This window comes from Paeniglutamicibacter kerguelensis (genome assembly GCF_017876535.1).
Lineage (GTDB): Bacteria > Actinomycetota > Actinomycetes > Actinomycetales > Micrococcaceae > Paeniglutamicibacter > Paeniglutamicibacter kerguelensis.
On record NZ_JAGIOF010000001.1, the window covers coordinates 1,200,525 to 1,222,195 of the forward strand.

Genomic DNA, 21,671 nt, shown 5'->3' on the forward strand with positions numbered 1-21,671 from the left:
GGCGGTTTGCTGGCACGGATATTGCCGCGACTGCGCGGCGCGGCGCCATTGCTGGGTCCCGGTGACGACGCGGCAATGATTGCGGCCCCCGGAGGGGCCTTCGTTATCACCGTGGACACCCTGGTCGAAAACCAGGATTTTAGACTGCACTGGCCCAGCGGCTTCGAAAGCAGCGGTTTTGACGTCGGCTGGAAATCCGCGGCGCAAAACCTGTCCGACATCAATGCAATGGGCGCCTATGCCACGGCGGCAGTCATTTCCCTGACCCTTCCCCACTCAACACCGGTGAGGTGGGTCGAGGAATTGGCCGAAGGCTTCAGCGCCGCGGTTCGTGAACTGGGGGCGTTGGACTGTTCAATTGCGGGTGGGGACCTAGGGAGGGGGAGTGAGGTTTCGATCACTGCCGCTGTCACTGGGGCCCTGCCGACGGGAAAACCCATCCTGAGGTCCGGTGCCAAGCCTAGCGACATCGTGGCCGTCAATGGCGTGCTGGGGGTCGCCGCGGCGGGACTGGCGTTGCTTGATTCGACGCTGCCCGCGGCGGACTGGACGGAAGCCGAGGCTGGAATCGTGCAAGGACAGCGGCGCCCAAAGCCGCCGCTCCACGCCGGTCCCGAAGCTGCCCGCGCCGGGGCAACCGCAATGATGGATCTCTCCGACGGGTTGCTTAAAGACGGCCAACGGATGGCAACCGCAAGTGGCGCGAACGTATGTATCGAGCGTGGCGCACTGCTCAATGACATCGAACGACTTGAACCGATCTCCAACGCGCTCGGCTGCGATCCGCTGCCCTGGGTTCTTGCCGGGGGAGAGGATCACGGTTTGTTGGCTACATTCCCGGCGGAGGCCGACCTGCCTCCGGGGTTCAGGCCTGTCGGGGTTGTGCAGGCCCTCGAGCCAGGAGAATCAAATCCCAAGGTCTACTTCGATGGACTGGCGCAGGGCGCATCCATCGGTTACGACCATTTCGAAGGATAATCAGGCTCCGCCGGGCGTGCACAAGCTGCGGTGAAGTGCCGCTGCACGGTCGGGTCATATCGCCGAGCGTCGCGCCTGCACTTCACCGCCGCAGCGGAGCATGAAGAACGACCGCGGGCATAGACCGGCCGGAAGCGTACTTCTCTGCCGCTTGGCGAACGAACATGTGTATCAGTCGCCGGTCTTTCGAAGCGCTTCACTCAAGGCATTCGCGGTTTGAACCACGACTTCTTGGTGGGCGCGGCCGGGCTGCCGGGAGAGACGCTCGATAGGGCCCGACATGGAAACCGCGGCAATGACCCGCCCCGACGGGCCGCGGACCGGAGCCGAGACCGAAGCCACTCCAGGCTCGCGTTCTCCTAGGCTCTGGGCCCACCCGCGGCGGCGCACGCCGGCCAGGATTGTCGGGGTAAAACGCGCGCCCTGCAATCCGTCAAGAAGCCGTTCGTGGTCTTCCCAGGCCAGCAAGACCTGCGCGGCGGATCCGGCCTTCATGGAAAGCTGGGTTCCCACGGGAATCGTGTCCCGCAGGCCGACAGGCCGTTCGGCCGATGCGACGCATACGCGGTAGTCGCCTTGGCGACGGAAGACCTGGGTGCTTTCGCCGGTGCTGTCACGGAGCTGGATGAGCAGCGGTCCCGCGGCGGCAATCAGACGGTCTTCTCCGGCCGCCGAGGCCAACTCGACGAGCCTGCCGCCCAAGACGAAGCGCCCATGGATGTCCTTGCCCACCAGGCGGTGGTGCACCAAGGCCTGGGCCAGGCGGTGCACGGTCGGGCGGGAGATGTTGGTGACGGTTACCAACTGCGCCAATGAGGTGGGTCCGGCCTCGAGGGCGTTGAGAATAAGGGCCGCTTTATCGATGACGCCGACCCCACTTGATGTGTCCATACTATGATATTGACGTCTCACTATTTGAGATGCAAATCCGTGTAGTGGATATTACGTGGCTTGCGGTGAAACAGTAAACCTATAAGACTTTTATCAAGCGAGGGAGTCGGTTATGGCCGCACACCAGGCAGCACAGACGCTGGCCGAAAAAGTATGGAACGCACACGTCGTGCGCAAGGGCGAAGGGGTAGGCGCTGCGCGCCAGCCCGACCTGATCTTCATCGACCTGCACTTGGTTCACGAAGTGACCTCGCCGCAGGCCTTCGAGGGTCTTCGGTTGGCCGGACGAAGGCTGCGCCGCCCGGACCTCACGATTGCCACCGAGGACCACAACACTCCCACGCTGGATATTGACAAGCCCATTGCGGACCTGACTAGCCGAACCCAGATTGAAACACTGCGGAAGAACTGCGCCGAATTCGGTGTGCGCCTGCATTCATTGGGCGACAAGGAGCAGGGCATTGTCCACGTGGTGGGTCCGCAGCTGGGTCTGACCCAGCCCGGCATGACCGTTGTCTGTGGCGATTCGCACACCTCCACGCACGGTGCTTTCGGCGCCTTGGCCTTTGGCATCGGCACCTCCGAGGTCGAGCACGTGATGGCCACGCAGTCCCTCTCCTTGAAGCCGTTCAAGACCATGGCCATCAACGTCGAGGGGACCTTGAAGCCTGGCGTGACGGCCAAGGACATTATCTTGGCCGTCATTGCCAAGATCGGAACGGGTGGCGGCCAGGGCTACGTGCTTGAATACCGTGGATCTGCCATCCGTGCGCTGTCCATGGATGCGCGCATGACGATTTGCAACATGTCCATCGAGGCCGGCGCCCGCGCCGGCATGGTGGCGCCCGATGCAACCACCTACGAATACATCCAAGGCCGACCACATGCCCCGCAGGGTGAAGATTGGGATGCCGCGGTCGCCGAATGGGAAACTCTGGCCACCGATGAAGGCGCAATCTTCGACACCGAGGTGTTCCTTAACGCGGACGAGCTCGAACCGTTCGTCACGTGGGGCACCAACCCGGGGCAGGGCGTCTCGCTGTCTGCAAGGGTTCCGTCCCCGGAAGACTTCGAGGATGAGAATGCACGCAGCGCATGCGAGCGCGCCCTCAATTACATGGGCCTTGAAGCGGGCACCCCGATGAAGGACATCCGTGTTGACACGGTGTTCCTGGGTTCTTGCACCAACAGTCGCATGGAAGACCTGCGCGCCGCCGCCGCAATCATTGAGGGTCAGGAAAAGGACCCCAACGTCCGGATGATTGTTGTTCCCGGCTCGGCTCGAGTTCGCCTCGAAGCGGAAGCCGAGGGCCTGGATAAGATCTTCACCGACTTCGGTGCCGAGTGGCGTTTTGCCGGCTGCTCAATGTGCCTGGGCATGAACCCGGACCAGTTGGCCGAAGGGGAGCGTTGCGCTTCGACGTCCAACCGCAACTTTGAGGGCCGGCAGGGTAAGGGCGGCCGAACGCACCTCGTTTCCCCCGTTGTCGCAGCGGCCACCGCGATTCGGGGGACGCTGTCCTCGCCGTCAGACCTTCCCACCGCATCAGCCGCCACCACCGCAGCCTAAGGAAACATCATGGAAAAAATCACGACCCACACCGGTGTTGGTGTTCCGCTGCGTCAGAGCAACGTCGACACCGACCAGATCATTCCGGCCGTCTACCTCAAGCGGATCACACGCACCGGGTTTGAAGACGCTCTGTTTGCCGGTTGGCGCAAGGATTCGTCGTTCATCTTGAACCAAGAACCGTACTCGACCGGATCGGTGCTTGTCGCCGGTCCCGACTTCGGTACAGGTTCCTCCCGTGAGCACGCTGTGTGGGCGCTCAAGGACTACGGATTCAAGGCCGTCCTTTCTTCGCGATTCGCTGACATCTTCCGCGGCAACTCCGGCAAGCAAGGGCTTGTCGCCGCCGAGGTTGCACAAAGCGACATCGAGTTGATTTGGAAGGAAATCGAGAATCACCCGGGTACCGAGATTACGGTCAATCTCGAATCCCGCACGGTAACCTGTGGCTCGATCATTGCCCCGTTTGAGATTGATGGCTACACTCGCTGGCGTCTTATGGAGGGTTTGGATGATATCGGCCTGACGCTCCAGCACGAAGACGAGATCACGGCCTTCGAGAACCAGCGCCCGGCTTTCAAGCCCACGACGCTGCCGGCAAAGTATTCTTAACTCTTTGCTGACCGCGTAACTGGTGCGGCGCGCTCAATGCTGACATGACTGATCAAGCCCGAATTGAGTAGGGTCCTACAGCTAGAAGCGGCTTAAACGCGACAGGCGTTACAGCCCGCATACAGCCCCCTGCAATGCCGGGGGCTGTATGCTTACTAAGTCTTACCTTCGGTTTCGAAGGACAAACAATTTGGTGAGGTTCTTAAGTTCATGGGGAAAGTCCTAACGATTCATGGTGGCGTGCCACTTAAAGGAAAAGTGACCGTCCGAGGCGCCAAGAATTTGGTACCCAAGGCCATGGTCGCCGCTCTTTTGGCGGATTCCCCCTCGGTTCTTCGCAACGTCCCGGAGATCAAAGACGTTGCGGTGGTCACCAGCCTGCTTAAGATTCACGGTGTCACGGTCATCAAGGATGAAACCACCGGTGACCTGACCATGGATCCAGCCGGCACCAAGACGGCCACCAGCAACGAGATTGACACCCACGCTGGCGATTCGCGCATTCCGATTCTCTTCTGTGGGCCATTGCTCCACAGCCTGGGAGAAGCGCTGATTCCCAATCTTGGCGGCTGCAAAATCGGTGACCGCCCCATCGATTTCCACTTGGAAGTCTTGCGCAATTTCGGCGCCATCATTGACAAGGCCGGGCCCCTGGGTACGAGCATTCGTGCTCCCCACGGTCTGACCGGTGCAAAGATTTCACTGCCATATCCGAGCGTTGGTGCGACCGAGCAGGTACTGCTGACGGCAGTCCGAGCCAAGGGCACCACCGAGCTCGAAGGTGCAGCCATTGAGCCCGAAATCCTTGACCTGATCTCCCTCTTGCAGAAGATGGGCGCTATCATCACGGTTCAGCGCGACCGGGTGATCCGCATTGTGGGGGTCGAGCGTCTTTCCGGCTACAACCACAAGGCCCTTCCAGACCGCAACGAATCGGCTTCATGGGCCTCGGCCGCCCTGGTAACCAAGGGCGACATCTTCGTCGAAGGCGCGGCCCAGCGGGACTTGACCGCCTTCTTGCACACCTACCGCCAGATTGGTGGCGAATTCGAGGTCCGGGATGCGGGCATTCGTTTCTACCACCCCGGTGGAGAACTGAAACCACTCATGCTGGAGACCGATGTCCACCCGGGTTTCATGACCGACTGGCAGCAGCCACTGGTTGTTGCATTGACCCAGGCCCACGGCGTTTCCATCATCCACGAAACGGTTTACGAAAACCGATTCGGGTTCACCAGCGCCTTGGTTGAGATGGGTGCCCAGGTTCAGCTGCACAGTGAATGCCTTGGTGCGATCCCTTGCCGCTTTGGCCAGCGCAATTTCCAGCACTCGGCGATCATCTCCGGCCCGACCGTGATGAAGGGCGCCGATATCGACATCCCCGATCTCCGCGGCGGCTTCTCGCATCTCATTGCGGCCCTGGCGGCCGAAGGCACGAGCCACGTGACGGGAATCGAACTGATCAACCGCGGCTATGAGAAGTTCATGGACAAGCTCACTGATCTCGGTGCGCGAGTCGAAATGAATGAAATAGCCTAGTCCGCATAGGCTAATTTGCATGAAAGAATCACGCGGTACCAGAGCCGTGTTTGCTGCAGCTGCAGGAATCGTCCGGCCGATCATGAATTTGATGCTCAGCCGGACTTGGAAGGGCTTTGAAAAGCTACCGACTGGCGGATTCATCCTGTGTCCCAATCACGTCACGGAGATTGATCCGCTCGTGGTCGGCCACGCCGTCTACAGCAACAAGCGTTATCCCAGGTACTTGGCCAAAGAGTCTTTGTTCAAGGTGCCGGTGCTCGGATTTGTACTGCGGAAAACCGGTCAGATCCCCGTGGCACGCACGAGTGTCGGGGCTTCCGAATCGCTTCTTGCAGCCCGCAGGGTGCTCGATGCAAACGGTGTGATCATTATTTACGCCGAGGGTACCCTTACGCGTGACCCGGACCTGTGGCCGATGCGCGGACACACGGGTGCGGCACGCCTCGCCTTGCAGACCGGAGCCCCGGTGATTCCCATGGGACACTGGGGTGCGCAGGATCTGTTCCCGCGCTATGCCAAGGGCATCAAGCTGTTCCCGCGCAAGCGGGTAACGGTTAATATCGGCGATCCCGTCGACTTGGACGACCTCCGGGGCGTTCCAATGACCCGTTCCGTCCTGAACGAGGCAACCGAGAGAATCATGCGTGCCATCGCCGAAGACGTGGCTGAGATACGTGGTAAAGAGGCCCCTGACGTTCTTTGGGACCCCACCGAGCACGGACAAGCTACCAAGGGACGCAACTTTGAACGTGGATCCGCTTCGGGCGAATCGGAAGGCAAATAATTGAGAACCCTGCCAAAAAAGATCGCCGTCATGGGAGCCGGAAGCTGGGGAACAACCTTTGCCAAGGTGCTCGCCGATTCGGGTTCAGAAGCAGGCCGGGAAGTAATGGTGTGGGCGCGTCGAGAAGAGGTGGCCGTTGAAATAAACACCCGCCACACGAACTCTCGATACCTGCGTGAAACGCAGCTGCCCGTAAACATCACCTCATCCTCGGATCCCCGTGAAGTCTTGGCCGGCGCCGAATTGGTTGTCCTTGCCGTTCCCGCGCAAAGCCTTCGTGAGCAGTTGCGCTCCTTCCGTGATGCGATCGAACCAGGTGCCGTGCTCATCTCCCTGATGAAGGGCCTCGAACGAGACACGGATGCCCGCATGAGCGAAGTAATTTCCGCGGAGATTGACATCGAGCCCGAGCGTATTGCGGTGCTCTCCGGGCCAAACCTGGCCATGGAGATTGCGCGCAAGCAACCGACGGCTTCCGTTGTAGCTTGTTCCGACATTGAAACCGCGGCGTGGATTGCGGCGCTCTGCTCCACGGAATACTTCCGTCCGTACACCAACACCGACCTCATCGGCGTTGAAATCGGCGGTATCGCCAAGAACGTGATCGCCCTTGCCGTGGGCATCTGCGACGGGATGGGCATGGGGGACAACACCAAGTCATCCATCATTACCCGTGGCCTTGCCGAGACCACACGCCTGGCTTTGGCATTGGGCGGAAAATATGAAACCCTGTCAGGACTTGCGGGCCTGGGCGACTTGGTTGCCACCTGCTCATCTTCGCTCTCGCGCAACAACACCGCGGGACGCCTCCTGGGACAAGGACTGTACCTCGATGAGGTCAACGACCGGATGTCCCAAACGGCCGAGGGCATCAAATCGGGTCGTGCCGTGTTGGACCTGGCCACTCGCAACAATGTCGAGGTTCCCATCACCGAAGCCGTGGTCATGGTACTTGAAGGCACCTTGAGCGTAGAAAACATGGGCGCGCGCCTCCTGGGCCGTGAATTGAAATCCGAAGGGGAACTCCAATGAGTCCAACAAACACTCGTAAGCCTCGAGTCTTGCTCTTGTTCGGGGGTCGCTCCTCTGAGCACCCGGTGAGTTGTGTAACCGCAGCAGGGGTGCTCGATGCGATTGACCGCGAAAAGTACGAGGTGATCCCGGTTGGGATCACCCGTGACGGCACATGGACGCTGGTGGATCAGGACGTGGCCACTTGGTCCTTGGCCGGCAGTGCCAAGCCCGAGGTAACCTCGGGGAAAGAAATCCTCCGACTCACCGGCGAACCGGGCCACCATGAGCTCCTGGCTTCCGGGCCGACGCACGATGTCCGGACCCTGGGTGACATCGACCTGGTCTTCCCGTTGCTCCATGGCCCGTTCGGTGAAGACGGTTCACTTCAGGGAATGCTTGAAATGGCTGATGTACCGTATGTTGGTTCGGGCATCGCAGCCAGTGCCATTGGCATGGACAAGCATTTCATGAAGGTGGTATTCGAAGCTGCCGGCTTTGAAGTCGGACCTTACGTAGTCATCACGGACAAGCAGTGGGGACGCGACCGTGTGTCCGCAATGGAATCGGTCCAGGGACTCGAGTACCCGCTCTTCGTAAAGCCCGCCCGTGCAGGTTCTTCGGTCGGTATTTCACGGGTTGACACCCCGGATGCACTTGAAGAAGCAATTGAAGCGGCCCGGATCCACGACCCCAAGGTGGTCGTGGAACAGGGAATCATCGGCCGGGAAATTGAATGCGGTGTCCTTGAAGGGCGCGGACACCTTGCACCACGTGCGTCGATGCCCGGCGAGGTTTCCGTGTCCAATGACGGGCACACTTTCTACGATTTTGATGCGAAGTACGTGGACGGAGCAGCAGCGCAATTGAGTTGCCCAGCTGCCCTGTCTGAAGAAGCAACGACTGAAATCCGGGCTTTGGCAGCCAAGGCCTTTGACGCGGTCAACGCCGAAGGCCTCTCCCGGGTCGACTTCTTCTATACCGAAGACGGCAAATGGATCATCAACGAGATCAACACCATGCCGGGGTTCACGCCCTCGAGCATGTACCCGCACATGTGGGCTCAAACGGGCATCGAATATGCCGACCTCATCGATGAGCTGATTCACCTGGGGCTGAACCGCAAGACTGGTCTCCGCTAGAAAAGCCCGATCATGCAATTGGGGGGGGTGTTGCCAAAGGCAACACCCCCCAATTGCATGATCGGGAAACTACGGAATGTCTTCAGACTTGGTGACATCCGTGCAATGTCTTTGGGCAGGAATCTTTGATGCCGCAGTGGCTAGGGAAGCCAATACGGTGCTCGACGGGATTACATTCGGATCGAAAATGAGCTCCGTGGCCGGAGTGCGCCCGTAGGTAGTCAATGTCCAGGTCTTTTCGCCTTCCTTGGCAAGCCAGTCAACACCGTTAACTGTGATGCAGGGGTCGGTTGACGGCGGTGGGGGAGTCACGCCACAGCGGAGGACAAGCTGTGACGGATTCCCCCACACCGCCGTGGCCTGGCTGTTGGTCTGGCGCTTTTGTTGGTCTGCGATTTCGGAGGGAAGCAGCACCATCATCTCGGCGCAAAGCGAGTTCCCCGCATCATCGGCAGACTGCACGTTTGCGATGGGACTGCATCCGGTGAGGACCGCCACGCAGACAACCGCGCCGGCAACGGCGGCGGAGAAACGGTGTTTAACGGGAACTGAAACTGAATCAACGCTGAATAAACGCTGTGAATTCGGGGCTGCTGGATTCGAAACTGTCATTCTTGGCACTTAAACAGCCTACCGGTCGTAGGACGTGACTAGGATGTAAAGGAGTATTTGGATGAGAGGCATAAATGACATATCTGCATGAGTCCTTCGAGGACACCACCAACGAAACGCCCAAGAAGAAACGAACGGGGCGAGTTTTTTTGCTGGGTGCGCTGTCTCTCGTCTTGATTGCGTTGTTGGTGGCTGGCGGATATCTATTCACTCTTGCTCGCGCGTTCGACAACGGAACTCAAAAGCTCACCAATCCATTTCCGGAGGAATCATTGCGTCCGCAGAAATCGGACCAAGCCAAAGGAGCGGTTAATATCCTTCTTCTGGGCAACGACACTCGCGCCAAAGACAACGGTGAAGAGAACTTCGCTTCACTGCCCAACGGCGGGCGTTCCGATACGATGATGCTGGTCCACATTCCGTCGAATCGGCAGGGCATCTATGTAACGTCGATCATGCGTGATACCTGGTTGGACGTCCCGGGGCATGGCAAGGCAAAGATTAATGCTGCGTTTGCCTATGGAGGTGTGCCACTTGCCGTCCAATCTCTGGAAGGCCTGTTCAACACGCGTATCGACCATGTCGCGTCCATCGATTTCGAAGGGTTCAAGGGACTTACCGATGCCTTGGGCGGAGTGGAAATCAACAACCCGATTGCGTTCTCCCCGCGTACGGCCAAGAAACTTCATTTCCCGCAGGGCGTTCAAACGCTCAACGGCGACGAAGCCCTTGCTTTTGTTCGTGAACGCTACGCCTTCAAGGACGGCGACTACCAACGCGTACGTAACCAGCAGCTATACATCAAGGCCGTTTTGGGCACGCTGGTGTCCAAAGAGACGTTGACCGACCCGGGGAAAATCTTGGAAAGCGTCAGGCAGCTCGCGCCGTACATCGCAGTGGACAAGTCATTGGATGCAATGAAGGTGGCGCAGCTTGGCATCACAATGACTGGAACCAGTTCGGGTGACATGAAATTCTTCACGCTTCCCAACAAGGGAACCGGCCGGTCTGCCAACGGTCAGTCCATCGTCATCCCAGACATGGCAGAAATCAACGAATTCTCAAAAGCACTGAACAAAGACAAAGTCGCCCAGTTCGTAGAGGACAGAAACCTCTAAAGGTTAAGAAATCACCCACACCATGAATGTAAAAATCCATGCCAATTCCCAAGCAATGGCAAAATGGCTTGAACGGGTAGTAAAGAGCCTTGGCAACCACAGCGATCGCCTAAACGCCATCAACATTTTCCCGGTGGCGGATGGCGACACCGGAAGCAACCTCTACCTGACCGCACGGGCGGCACATGATGCCATCTCCAAATTGGAAACGGACAGCATCGGCGAAATGCTGACCATGGCTTCGCGTGCCGCTATGGAATCGGCGCGGGGGAATTCCGGGACTCTTCTGGCGGTGTTTCTGGCTGGAATGGCCGAGCCGCTATGCGGAGTTGAACGACTCACAGCCCCGCTTCTGGCAACTGCATTGGAACGAGGCAAGGTACGTGCATGGTCCGCACTCAGCGAGCCGGTCGCGGGGACCATGCTCTCGGTGATGGAGGTCGCGGCGAACGTCGCCCGCAGGACTCACAGGGCCAGCAGTTTGGAGCCGGCTAGCAAAGCCGCACTGACCGAGATTCTTGAAGCGATTTGTGTTGCGGCAGAAGACGCAGTGGTGGCCACGGAATCAGAGCTGGGCGTTTTGCATGAAGCCCAGATCGTGGATGCCGGTGCAGTAGGAATGCTCATCATCCTGGACGAACTGCGCGGAGCCCTCCAAGGACACGTGATCGACCCCGATGAGTACGCCCAATTCCACGGCTACGACATCCAGGATCCGCACATCCACCAAGGTGTGTCGAACGGGTCCGGTGTGGAAGTCATGTGCACCATCAACCTTGATGCGTTGGGGGCAGCCACGTTACGTGGACAGCTCGATGCCTTGGGCGATTCGGTGATCATGAGTCCGGTGAACCCGACCAACGAGGGATACCGCTGGAGGGTCCACGTCCACGTGCCTGTCGCGGAGGATGCCCTGAATGCCATTCGAGGTGTCGGTTCCCCGGTGAACGTATCGATCACCGATCTTTGCACCCATGATGGATGACCTGGACTTTATTGCAACAACGCCCTTGGACCGAGTCCTTGGCGGTGCTACGGCCAGGAAGGTCCAGCAAGCCTTCGGGTATGAAACCGTGGGGCAGATGCTGGGGCACTTCCCCCGCCGCTACATGGAAGTCGGAGAGCTCTCGAACATTTCCGAACTTCCCATCGGCGAGGAAGTCACCATCGTTGCCCAGGTTGAATCCATCAACCAACGACGAATGCACTCGCGATCAGGATTCTTGTTGCAGGTCGCCGTACGTGACGCCATAGGGCCCGATCAATCAATGCTCAAGATGACCTTCTTCAACGGGTACGAGGCTAAACGGGATCTACAAATCGGTGCTACCGCCATGTTTAGCGGCAAGGTGACGCTCTATCAGAACCATCTGGAATTGACGCACCCGGAATACTCACTTTTGGAGACAGTCGAAGAAGCTGACCCGAGGCCCATCCCGATCTACCCGGCCACCGCAAAATTCCCCAATAAGAAGATCCGTGACGTGATGTCGCTGATAGTGGCAGGCACGAGCGAAAAGGGGTTTCCGGAATTCATTCCGGAAACGGTGCTAAAGAATCAGCACCTCTCTACCCGCTCAACGGCATACGCCGAAATCCATGGGCCTGAAAGCCTGGCCCAAGGCTATGCGGCCCGAAAGCGTTTTGCCTTCGAGGAAGCTTTCCTGCTGCAACTGGCACTTCTGCAACGGCGGGCACACCGACGCCTGCAGCCTGCCATCGCGCGGGCGGGTCGCAGCGACGGGTTGCTGGCGGCGTTCGAACGGACGCTGCCATACACCCTCACGGATGGGCAGGTTCAAGCCGGAGCCGAGATCGCGGAGGACCTGCTCCGCGGCCACCCGATGAATCGCCTGCTTCAGGGCGAAGTCGGTTCGGGCAAGACCTTGGTTGCCCTGCGGGCCATGCTTCAGGTCATTGACTCTGGCGGGCAAACTGCACTGCTGGCTCCGACCGAGGTCTTGGCGCAGCAACACCACCAATCAATCCGAAAACTTTTGGGCGACCTGGGAAAACTGGGGGAGCGAGGCGCCGATCCGATGGCCACCAGGGTCGACCTGCTCACGGGGTCGGCGACGGCCGGCGAACGAAAGCGTGTGCTCCTCGGGGCGGCATCGGGTGAAACCGGCATCCTGGTCGGTACCCATGCCTTGCTTTCGGACGTGGTGAGCTTTGCGGACCTAGGCCTGGTGGTCGTTGACGAGCAGCACCGCTTTGGTGTCGAGCAACGTGACCTGTTGCGTGCAAAGGCAGCCAACCCTCCGCACATGCTGGTGATGACGGCCACGCCCATTCCCCGAACAGTGGCCATGACCGTGTTCGGAGACTTGGAAGTCAGCCTGATGAAGTCGCTCCCGCCGGGACGCGCACCCATATCCACGCATCTGGTCCCGCTTCAGCTTCCTCACATGCAGGCCCGGCTTTTTTCACGGATGGCCGAGGAAGTGGCAAAGGGCCATCAGGTGTATGTCGTGTGCCCACGGATCACCGAGGCGGTCGTCGAGGACGATGCGCCACCGGTGTTGGTGGATCAAATCGAGGTCAATGGTTCAGGAAGCCCTGCGGCGGCAAAACCCGCCTCAATGACCGTCGAAAAGATGATGAACCTACTTGGCACCATGCCCGCCTTTGCCCGAACCGAGATTCGCCAACTGCACGGTCGCATGTCCAGCGAGGAAAAGGCGGCGGCCATGGGCGATTTTGACAGTGGCCGCGCCTCCATTCTCGTCTCGACGACAGTGATTGAAGTCGGTGTTGACGTGCACAACGCAACACTCATGGTGATTGTCGACGCCGAAAACTTCGGAATCTCGCAACTTCACCAGCTGCGCGGACGCATCGGCCGTGGCCTCTATCCCGGTACATGTTTGATGACTACTTGGTTGGATGCGGAACATCCCTCGGTTTCCCGGCTGCGCGCGGTGGAATCAACGACCGACGGGTTCCTTCTGGCCGAATCGGACCTTCAGGAACGCCGAGAGGGCGATATCTTAGGGGCAAGTCAGTCCGGTTCGCGTTCTACTCTCAAGGTGCTGAGGGTTATCAAGGACTCAAAACTCATCGCTCGGGCTCGGGACGCCGCGGAGCAGATCATTGAATCAAGACAGGGTCTGGACGCATACCCACTGCTGCGCAAAGCAGTCGAGGAATGGGTGGACGAAGACATGCAAGCATTTTTGGAAAGAGGATAGGGAAAATGAGTCGAATAGTTGCCGGTGCCGCAGGAGGGCTTCCGCTGAAAAGCGTTCCTGGGGATTCCACCAGGCCGACCACGGACAGGGTCAAGGAGGCACTTTTCTCGAGGCTGGAAAGCTATGACGTATTGGCCGATGCCCGAGTCCTGGATCTTTACGCGGGTGCAGGATCGTTGGGGCTCGAGGCGGCAAGCCGTGGAGCCCGATCGGTGCTGTTGGTCGAATTGGCGCCCAAAGCTGCGGCCGTTTGCCAGACCAACGCCGGATTGGTCAACAAGGCGCTGCGAAGCGACATCGTGAGTGTCAGGCGCGGCGCCGTGGATACGGTTCTGGACTCGTTCGCTCCGGCCGCAGGCGTGTCCGGCGGCAAGAGCTGGGATTTGGTGTTCATGGATCCGCCTTATCCCATGACCAACGACGAACTCGCCAAGACGCTCCAAAAGGTGGCACTGCTCCTTGAGGAACATTCAACGGTGGTGGTCGAACGTTCCTCAAGGTCGGAAGAACCCATTTGGCCGACGGGCCTTACGCGTTTCGCCGAGAAAAAATACGGCGAAACGCGGCTATGGTTTGCCGAACCCGTCCAGGTCGCTGCCGAATAGGACGGCACCGGGATGGGGACCGGCCACACGGAGTCGTTCAACGAGCCCCACGTCAATCTTTGAATGGGTCGCCGCCAAGATCATGTTGCCGGGGTATTTTCGGGAAAAGATTTCGGTTGGGGCGCTGGCCATGACCGATCTGAAGACCTCTGACAGTGCATTGATCTGGCTGTCGGCAAAAGCAAACGGCGGATCATCGCCGACGTTGACCAACACCATGCCCTTGTCTTTGAGCAGGTCGTTCATTTCGGAGTAAAAGGCCGGCACGGTCAGGTGTCCGGGCGCCCCGGAACCGCTGAAGATGTCCAAAACAATGACATCGAATTTCCTGTCTGCGAGCTCATGCGTCAGGACCTCTCGGGCGTCCCCGATCAGGGTAGAGAGATTCGCCGGATTGTTCAGCGGGAGCGATTCAAGAACAAAGTCAAGGAGCTCGCGTTCCAAGTCAACCGCGACTTGTGTGCTGCCGGGACGAACCTCTTCAATGTAGCGAGCAAGCGTCAATGCGCCTGCCCCAAGATGCAGCACACTTAGCGGTTTGCCTGGAATGCCGATCTCGTCGACGAAGTTTGCCAGCCGCCGCAGGTATTCGTAGAAGATCTCGTCCGGATGCGCGACATTGACATGGGACTGCTCCGCCCCGGCCAATGACAGCACCCAGGCGCCGGGCACGAAGGTGTCTTCCTCCAAGGTCGCGTGTGCTCCCAGATTGCTCATCCAACGCGAGATGTGAGTGGCCACGGCTAGATGCCTATCTTGGCGGTCAAATGTGACAGGCGTTCGGCTGCCTCGGTGAGAACCTCGAGCTTCTTGCAGAATGCGAATCGCATTAGCGTCCGGGTTTTTTGGGCGCCTTCTGCATGGCAAAAGACCGAGAGCGGGATGCCCGCCACCCCGATGGAAGCCGGCATTTTTCTTGCGAGGTCGAGGGCGCTGGTGAATCCCAACGGCGCAACATCGGCAACGATGAAGTAGGTTCCCCGGGGCCTGTAAACGGTCATGCCGGCTGCCTCGAGGCCGGTCGCCAAAACCTCGCTACGATGCGCCAAATCCTTTGCGAAGCCGGCAAAGAATTCAGTGGGGGAGCCCAACGCTTCGGCAACTACGGGCTGGAACGCCGAACCGGAGGAGTAGCTGAGGAATTGTTTGACGGTGCGCACTGCGGCGACCAACTCTGCCGGTCCGCTGGCCCACCCGACCTTCCACCCAGTGAACGAGAAGGTCTTGCCGACGGACGAAAGGGTCAGTGTCCGCTGCCATGCTCCCGGCAAGGACGCTATGGGGGTGTGGGCAACCCCAAACGTCAAGTGCTCATAGACTTCGTCTGAAAGAATGAGACAGTCATGTTCCGTGGCAAGTGCCACGATCTCGGCCAAAACTTCCCGGTCGAAGACCGCACCCGTGGGGTTGTGTGGGTTGTTCAAGACAATCATTTTGGTACGCGGGTTGAAGGCAGCCCGAAGTTCGGCGATGTTGGGCTGGAACGAGGGCGCGTTCAAGGCGACGGTCCGGTGGATGCCTCCGGCAAGCCCGATTGTCGCCCCGTAGGAATCGTAAAACGGTTCGAAAGTGATTACCTCGTCGCCGGCCTGGATGAATGCGAGGATCGAGGCAGCGATGGCTTCGGTGGCTCCCGTTGTTACAACCACCTCTGTGTCAGGGTCGACCGTGATCCCGTAGAAACGCTTTTGATGCTCGGCTATCGCCGTCCGCAAAGCGGGTATTCCGCCGCCGGGAGCATACTGGTTGAGGTTTCCTGTGATCCCTTCGGCGGCGCGGTCCTTGAAGGGCGCCGGGCCATCGGTGTCCGGGAACCCCTGGCCAAGATTGATGGCGCCGTGTTGTGCCGCCAGTGAGGTTATCTCCTCAAAAATGGTGACACCAAGTTGGCCGGAGGGTGAGAGGAGATTGGCGCCGGCGGCCGTACGCTGCCATGGGAAATTGAATGTGGGCATGATCCATTATCCCGATTCTTGGCGTGATCATCAGACCGAGCAGTTTCGGTACGACACGATGCAATGGTCGATTCATTCACGCAGGTGCTGAGCTCCCGCCTTTGGTAGATTGCTGAGTATGCGTAGAGCCGTCTGCCCCGGATCCTTTGACCCCATTCACAATGGTCATGTTGAAATCATTGCCCGTGCCAGCAGCCTTTTTGACGAGGTGATTGTGGCGGTATCCACCAACTATGCAAAGAAGTACAAGTTCGAGGCCGCCGACCGCCTGGAAATGGTTCAGGAAACCATCGGCGGGCTCCGTGGTGTTAGCGTTCTGCCCATGGGCGATGGCCTTCTTGTGGACTTTTGCAGGGAACACGGCGCGGATGCCATCGTCAAGGGCTTGCGCTCAACGGTCGACTACCAATACGAAATTCCTATGGCCGTGATGAATCGCCATCTCACGGGCGTAGAAACGGTTTTTTTGGCGGCTGACAACAGGTACACCCATTTGTCCTCATCGCTTTTGAAAGAAGTGCAGTCGCTGGGGGGAGACGTTTCCGATTATTTGCCCCGCACCGTGCTCAAACGCTTGAACCACGGATAGCAATGGGAAATTAGTGTTTCGTAGTTTGTGCAATTCATGAAGTAAAGTCGAACCCATGAATACAAGCAGGCGCGTCATCAAAGCAGTCATCCCAGCAGCAGGCCTCGGAACCCGTTTTCTTCCGGCCACAAAGGCCATGCCCAAGGAAATGCTGCCGGTTGTCGACCAGCCGGCCATCCAGTACGTTGTTGCGGAGGCTTCACGAGCCGGACTTACCGACATGCTGATGATCACCGGCCGCAACAAGCGCGCACTGGAAGATCACTTTGATCGCGTTCCCTTTATTGAATCCACGCTCGAAGCCAAGGGCGACATGGAGAAGCTGCGTCGGGTGCAGGAAGCCACCGAACTAGGTGAAATCCACTACATCCGTCAGCGTGACCCCAAGGGCCTCGGACACGCAGTGCTTTGTGCCAAGCAGCACGTAGGAAATGAGCCGTTTGCCGTTCTGCTGGGTGACGACCTTATCGACGAACGCGACGAACTGCTGTCCGTCATGATTGATGTTCAGGAGAAGACTGGCGGATCGGTCATTGCCCTGATGGAAGTCGACCCCGAACAAATTAGTGCATATGGATGTGCCGACGTCACTGCTGTTGACGGCGCCGACTACGTGACTGTCAACGGGTTGGTTGAAAAGCCTGCAGTCGAAGACGCTCCGTCAAACTTGGCCGTCATCGGTCGTTACGTGCTCCACCCGCGCGTATTTTCCGTTTTGGAGGAAACTGCGCCGGGTCGTGGCGGAGAGATTCAGCTCACCGACGCGTTGGAAACTTTGGCGGTAGCGGAAGGAGAAGGCTCCGGCGTTCACGCAGTCATCTTCCGTGGACGTCGATACGATACCGGCGACAAGCTGAGCTACATCCAGGCTGTCATTTCGCTGGCCGCAGACCGCAGCGACATCGGCCCGGGACTCGTTCCTTGGCTGAAGGATTTCGTAGCTGGTCTCTAAAATAGAGACTTGTCAGCGAGGCTAGCCCAGCTTTCTCACAGGGGAACTGGTTAGCCTTGCTTTGTTTGTGCGAAAGTTGCCGGGCGATCAGTAGTATCGCTAAGTGCCTGGCAACTCGTTCTTGTCTAATGGAGACGTTGATTGACTGACAATAGAAATTTCCGCGGCGGCTATGAGCCCCGACGACTGCAAGCGCCCAAGAAACGGACCGGCTTGGTGGTTTTGGCAAGCGTGGTTGCCTTGGTGCTGATCGCAGGGCTGGCTGCAACCGGGTACGTCATGAATCTCGCCAAGACCTTTAATGACAAAACCCAAGTCATTGCCTCGGCGTTTCCGGATGAAAATCTCCGACCAGTCAAGAATCCCGACGACGGATCGATCAACTTCCTGTTGCTGGGCGTAGACCACGGGGCGGAAGGCACCTTGTCCAGCGATTTGCTGGCGGGGGGCGGCACCGACCAGCGCTCCGACTCCATGATGCTGATGCATATTCCGGAAGATCGGAAGGGCGTCTACGTGATGTCCATCATGCGTGACCTTTGGACTGATATCCCGGGCCACGGCCGGCAAAAGATCAACGCTTCCATGTCATTGGGTGGGGTGCCCCTCGCTGTTCAGACAGTAGAAGGCATGCTTGATACCAAGATTGACCACGTCGCAATGATTGATTTTGATGGTTTCAAAGAGCTCTCCACTGCGCTGGGCGGGGTGACAGTTCACAACGACATCGAGTTCTATTCGACCGACAAATATAAATACCACTACCCAGTCGGCGACATCAACGTGAAGGGTAACGAAGCGTTGCGATTTGTCCGCGAACGCAAGCCATTTGTCGATGGCGACTACCAACGCGTGCGAAACCAGCAAATATTCATCAAGGCAGTCATGAGCGAGATGCTCTCCAAGGACACGCTGACGAACCCTGGCACCATCTATGAAGTGATCGACAAGGTTTCCCCTTATCTCTCATTTGATAACGGTTTCGATGCTGCAACTGCAGCGGGCCTGGGCTTGCAGCTCAAGAACCTGCGCGCGTCAAACGTGAAAATGTTCACGCTGCCGACTGCCGGAATCGGAACCTCGGCTGACGGACAATCGATAGTGCTGCGTGATGAACGTGCACTAGTTCAGATCGGTGAGGCACTGCGGACTGACACGCTGAGTGACTATCTAAAGACGGCAGACCTAACCGACTGATTTTCTGAAATGTGGATTGCCTTCCAATGGTGAGATGCTGATCGCGGCGTTGAACTACAGCACCATCTACTAGAATCGAAAGGGTCTGCCCACAACGGCTAGGCTCACAATCAGCAACATAAGAGGTATGAAGACACATGACAGCTGCCGAATATGCGGAGCAGCACAACCTGCACAGGGTTGGTGCACGTCCGAGTCTGGTGAGCTATCTAAGGCAAGCCTGGACAAGGCGTGACTTCGCCTATGAGCTTGCACGAAGCCGCATTCAGGCCAGCAACCAACAGAACCGTTTGGGTATGCTCTGGGTTGTTTTGCGGCCGACGCTCAATGCCCTTATGTATGGTGTAATTTTTGGCATCTTGCAGGGTGGCAGCAAGCCCGCAGACTTCCCCGTATACGTTGTAATTGGCGTGTTCCTCTTCGAGTTCTTCTCCGATTCGATGACCCAGGGAGCGAAATCCATAACTGGCAACGCATCGTTGGTGCAGTCGTTGGCTTTCCCCCGAATTACCTTGCCGATAGCCTCGGTAGTTCAACAATTCCTGACGCTCATGCCGATGATCGGTGTCATGTTCATCTATTGCATGGTCCTTGGAACAACGCCCAAATGGTCGTGGTTCATGCTTGTACCGTTGTTGGCTATTTTCACCCTGTTTAACACGGGTGTCGCGCTGATCTGCGCCAGGATCACTGTGCACGTTCGAGACTTCACTCAGTTCCTGCCACTGATTACGCGAATGCTTTTCTACACGTCTGGTGTGCTCTTCGGCGTCGACAAGATCCTGAAAGAGTTTCCCGTCCTGGTACGCCTGTATGACTTCCACCCCATCTACCAGGCTCTCCAGATCGCCCGCGGTTCAATCATGAACAATGCCGACTACCCTGCTTTTTATTGGATCGTCCTGTCCGTCTGGGCTGTTGTCATGTTTGTAGGTGGAGTCATTTACTTCTGGACGGCTGAGGAGCGTTATGGTCGAGTCAACTAATTTTGATGATCTTTTAAACCCCCAACTGCATGAGACCTATCAGGCTCGGCCTGTGTTCGTTGGAAATCAGCAGCCCAGGCCCGTAAGCGAGAAAACTCCGTTGGCAGACGCACCAATGACAACCGCGCTGGAACCGGAAGAGACCCGTCGACCAGTAGTCATCGTGGACGATTTGCACGTCAAGTATCAAGTCTATTCAAGCGGTAAGTCGGTGGGAACGGCAGGCGCCCGACGTCTTCTGGCCCCATCCACCCGTGGCATCCGGGAGGTCCATGCCGTCAAGGGTGTTTCTTTTGTCGCATATGAGAATGAATCCATCGGTGTGATTGGATCCAATGGTTCCGGCAAATCAACCTTGATGCGAAGCATCGTTGGACTTACGCCGCCGGCATCCGGATCCGTCTATGCGTCATCACGACCTAACCTTCTAGGCGTTGGTGCTGCACTTATTTCGGATCTGTCTGGTGACAAGAACATCACCCTTGGTGGGCTGGCTCTCGGGTTCAATCGCAAGGAAGTTGATGAACTTCGTGACGACATCGTCAAATTTGCTGAGCTGGAAGAATTCATTGACTTGCCCATGCGTACATACAGCTCGGGCATGTCGGCGCGCCTTAAGTTTGCCATTGCGGCATCCAAACAGCACGAAATCCTGATCGTGGATGAAGCGTTGGCGGTAGGCGATGCGCGATTCCGCAAGCGCAGCGAGGCAAGAATCAGGGAAATCAGGGAAAACGCCGGAACCGTGTTCCTCGTTTCGCACTCCATGAACTCAATCCTTGATACTTGCAACCGTGTCCTCTGGATCAACAAGGGTGTTCTCGAGATGGATGGCGATGCCAAGACCGTGGTGGATGCGTACAAGGCTTACAAGAAGTGACGTCAACACAGACGCCCGGTGTTTCCTATGTGATGCCGGTGCTGAACGAGGCCAACTATTTGCGCGATGCGGTACTTAGCATCCTGAACCAGGATTATGCCGGCGACAAGGAAATGATTCTTGCGCTTGGGCCCAGCGTCGACAAGACCGATGAAGTTGCGGCCGTACTCGCGGCGGAAGACTCCCGGGTCCGTTTGGTTGAGAATCCGCGTGGGCGTACGCCCATTGGATTGAATCTCGCGATCAAGGCCTCAAAGTATCCCATTATCATCCGTGTCGATGCCCACAGCGAGTTGGAACCTTCATACACTGCCCGCGGCATTGAGACCATGTTCCGTGTAGACGCCCATGATGTTGGTGGCCTCATGGATGCACGCGGTAAGAACCCGCTGCAACGCTCGATTGCGGCAGCCTACCATTCACCTTGGGGATTGGGTGGCGCCGCCTACCATAGCGGCGCCCCTGAAGGACCCGCAGAATCTGCCTACCTTGGCATCTTCCGTCGCGAAGTCTTCGACGAAGTCGGATTTTATGATGAATCGCTTTGGCGAGCCCAAGACTGGGAACTATGTCTCCGCATTCGCCAGGCTGGGCACAAGGTGTGGTTCGATCCGGAGCTACGAACCGGATACTACCCACGAGACGAGTTCGAGGCCTTGGCCGCACAATCCTATGCCTCAGGTATGTGGCGAGGAGAACTTGCGCGACGCTATCCTGCCGGCAAATCGCTCCGACATGACTTGCCGCCGCTTATGGTCGCCGGAACTGCGATCGGATCCCTGGCATTGATCATCGAGCCGTTCCTGGGACGCAAGACCAATCCAACGGTCCGGCTAATCTGGAAATTAGCGAAGCTGGCACCGGTCACCTATGCAGGATTGGTCGTCTATGCGTCGGCCACGGCCTCGCGCGCTTCCAACAAGGAAAAATTCTTGATGCTTCGTGTGCTACCCACGATTCACTTCCCATGGGCGATTGGCTTCGTCAAGGGGCGTCTCAAGGGCGCCCAGGGCACCTTGGACAAGGGAAGAGTCCGATCGTGAGCGACAATTCCAC

21 protein-coding genes are annotated in these 21,671 nt (G+C 58.1%); 17 read left to right on the forward strand and 4 right to left on the reverse strand.

Annotated features, from left to right (window positions below):
* Positions 1 to 6: 6 nt before the first annotated feature.
* Positions 7 to 978 (forward strand): thiamine-phosphate kinase, encoded by a 972-nt coding sequence (thiL, locus tag JOF47_RS05400; protein ID WP_245356268.1) that lies wholly within the window; start codon positions 7 to 9, stop codon positions 976 to 978.
* Between the two features lie 171 nt (positions 979 to 1,149).
* Here thiL and JOF47_RS05405 read toward each other — a convergent pair whose 3' ends face one another.
* Positions 1,150 to 1,869 (reverse strand): IclR family transcriptional regulator, encoded by a 720-nt coding sequence (locus JOF47_RS05405; protein WP_209996440.1) that lies wholly within the window; start codon positions 1,867 to 1,869, stop codon positions 1,150 to 1,152.
* A gap of 112 nt (positions 1,870 to 1,981) precedes the next feature.
* Between JOF47_RS05405 and leuC the strand changes: the two genes are divergently transcribed.
* The 6 genes from leuC to JOF47_RS05435 all read left to right on the forward strand — a co-directional run bounded on the left by leuC (position 1,982) and on the right by JOF47_RS05435 (position 8,530).
* Positions 1,982 to 3,439: a 3-isopropylmalate dehydratase large subunit gene (gene leuC / locus JOF47_RS05410; protein ID WP_209996441.1), complete on the forward strand. Its 1,458-nt coding sequence runs from the start codon at positions 1,982 to 1,984 to the stop codon at positions 3,437 to 3,439.
* Positions 3,440 to 3,448: 9 nt separating this feature from the next.
* Positions 3,449 to 4,051, forward strand: coding sequence for a 3-isopropylmalate dehydratase small subunit (leuD, locus tag JOF47_RS05415; protein WP_209996443.1), 603 nt, complete (start codon positions 3,449 to 3,451; stop codon positions 4,049 to 4,051).
* Between the two features lie 210 nt (positions 4,052 to 4,261).
* Positions 4,262 to 5,590: a UDP-N-acetylglucosamine 1-carboxyvinyltransferase gene (murA, locus tag JOF47_RS05420; RefSeq protein WP_209996445.1), complete on the forward strand. Its 1,329-nt coding sequence runs from the start codon at positions 4,262 to 4,264 to the stop codon at positions 5,588 to 5,590.
* A 19-nt stretch (positions 5,591 to 5,609) separates the two neighbouring features.
* On the forward strand, positions 5,610 to 6,377 hold the full coding sequence (locus JOF47_RS05425) for a lysophospholipid acyltransferase family protein (RefSeq protein WP_209996447.1): 768 nt from the start codon (positions 5,610 to 5,612) through the stop codon (positions 6,375 to 6,377).
* Entirely contained in the window at positions 6,378 to 7,409 is a 1,032-nt protein-coding gene (locus tag JOF47_RS05430; protein WP_281070234.1) for an NAD(P)H-dependent glycerol-3-phosphate dehydrogenase, read from the forward strand.
* Complete coding sequence (locus JOF47_RS05435) at positions 7,406 to 8,530, forward strand: D-alanine--D-alanine ligase family protein (protein ID WP_209996448.1); 1,125 nt, start codon at positions 7,406 to 7,408, stop codon at positions 8,528 to 8,530. Before JOF47_RS05430 ends, JOF47_RS05435 begins: the two co-directional genes overlap by 4 nt.
* A gap of 69 nt (positions 8,531 to 8,599) precedes the next feature.
* Here JOF47_RS05435 and JOF47_RS05440 read toward each other — a convergent pair whose 3' ends face one another.
* Entirely contained in the window at positions 8,600 to 9,142 is a 543-nt protein-coding gene (locus JOF47_RS05440) for a DUF3515 family protein (protein ID WP_209996449.1), read from the reverse strand.
* A 74-nt stretch (positions 9,143 to 9,216) separates the two neighbouring features.
* Here JOF47_RS05440 and JOF47_RS05445 point away from each other — a divergent pair, with 74 nt between their 5' ends.
* Genes JOF47_RS05445 through rsmD form a run of 4 tightly spaced genes read left to right on the forward strand, consistent with a single transcriptional unit; the run spans position 9,217 to position 14,056 of the window.
* Positions 9,217 to 10,260 carry an LCP family protein gene (locus JOF47_RS05445; protein ID WP_209996450.1) on the forward strand — a complete coding sequence of 348 codons (1,044 nt, stop codon included), beginning with the start codon at positions 9,217 to 9,219 and terminating at the stop codon, positions 10,258 to 10,260.
* A 55-nt stretch (positions 10,261 to 10,315) separates the two neighbouring features.
* The gene (locus JOF47_RS05450; protein ID WP_245356269.1) at positions 10,316 to 11,245 is read left to right on the forward strand and encodes a DAK2 domain-containing protein; all 930 of its coding nucleotides are present in this window, start codon (positions 10,316 to 10,318) and stop codon (positions 11,243 to 11,245) included.
* Positions 11,235 to 13,451, forward strand: a complete 2,217-nt coding sequence (locus JOF47_RS05455; protein WP_245356270.1) for an ATP-dependent DNA helicase RecG — start codon at positions 11,235 to 11,237, stop codon at positions 13,449 to 13,451. The genes JOF47_RS05450 and JOF47_RS05455 overlap by 11 nt, the downstream gene beginning before the upstream one ends.
* Positions 13,452 to 13,456: 5 nt before the next feature.
* Positions 13,457 to 14,056 carry a 16S rRNA (guanine(966)-N(2))-methyltransferase RsmD gene (rsmD, locus tag JOF47_RS05460; protein WP_209996452.1) on the forward strand — a complete coding sequence of 200 codons (600 nt, stop codon included), beginning with the start codon at positions 13,457 to 13,459 and terminating at the stop codon, positions 14,054 to 14,056.
* On the opposite strand, the gene JOF47_RS05465 is transcribed toward rsmD, so the two are convergent.
* Positions 14,018 to 14,797 carry a spermidine synthase gene (locus tag JOF47_RS05465; RefSeq protein ID WP_342592715.1) on the reverse strand — a complete coding sequence of 260 codons (780 nt, stop codon included), beginning with the start codon at positions 14,795 to 14,797 and terminating at the stop codon, positions 14,018 to 14,020. The genes rsmD and JOF47_RS05465 overlap by 39 nt on opposite strands.
* A 2-nt stretch (positions 14,798 to 14,799) precedes the next feature.
* Positions 14,800 to 16,011, reverse strand: coding sequence for an aminotransferase class I/II-fold pyridoxal phosphate-dependent enzyme (locus JOF47_RS05470; RefSeq protein WP_209996453.1), 1,212 nt, complete (start codon positions 16,009 to 16,011; stop codon positions 14,800 to 14,802).
* A 118-nt stretch (positions 16,012 to 16,129) separates the two neighbouring features.
* Between JOF47_RS05470 and coaD the strand changes: the two genes are divergently transcribed.
* The 6 genes from coaD to JOF47_RS05500 all read left to right on the forward strand — a co-directional run bounded on the left by coaD (position 16,130) and on the right by JOF47_RS05500 (position 21,658).
* The gene (gene coaD, locus JOF47_RS05475) at positions 16,130 to 16,600 is read left to right on the forward strand and encodes a pantetheine-phosphate adenylyltransferase (protein WP_209996454.1); all 471 of its coding nucleotides are present in this window, start codon (positions 16,130 to 16,132) and stop codon (positions 16,598 to 16,600) included.
* A gap of 55 nt (positions 16,601 to 16,655) precedes the next feature.
* Positions 16,656 to 17,552, forward strand: a complete 897-nt coding sequence (galU, locus tag JOF47_RS05480) for a UTP--glucose-1-phosphate uridylyltransferase GalU (protein WP_209996455.1) — start codon at positions 16,656 to 16,658, stop codon at positions 17,550 to 17,552.
* 141 nt (positions 17,553 to 17,693) lie between these two features.
* A complete protein-coding gene (locus tag JOF47_RS05485; protein ID WP_209996457.1) occupies positions 17,694 to 18,749 on the forward strand; it encodes an LCP family protein in 1,056 nt (351 codons plus the stop codon).
* A gap of 137 nt (positions 18,750 to 18,886) precedes the next feature.
* Positions 18,887 to 19,735, forward strand: a complete 849-nt coding sequence (locus JOF47_RS05490) for an ABC transporter permease (RefSeq protein WP_209996459.1) — start codon at positions 18,887 to 18,889, stop codon at positions 19,733 to 19,735.
* A gap of 115 nt (positions 19,736 to 19,850) precedes the next feature.
* Complete coding sequence (locus JOF47_RS05495) at positions 19,851 to 20,615, forward strand: ABC transporter ATP-binding protein (protein WP_377738802.1); 765 nt, start codon at positions 19,851 to 19,853, stop codon at positions 20,613 to 20,615.
* Positions 20,612 to 21,658: a glycosyltransferase family 2 protein gene (locus JOF47_RS05500; protein WP_209996461.1), complete on the forward strand. Its 1,047-nt coding sequence runs from the start codon at positions 20,612 to 20,614 to the stop codon at positions 21,656 to 21,658. Before JOF47_RS05495 ends, JOF47_RS05500 begins: the two co-directional genes overlap by 4 nt.
* The last annotated feature ends 13 nt before the right edge of the window (positions 21,659 to 21,671 follow it).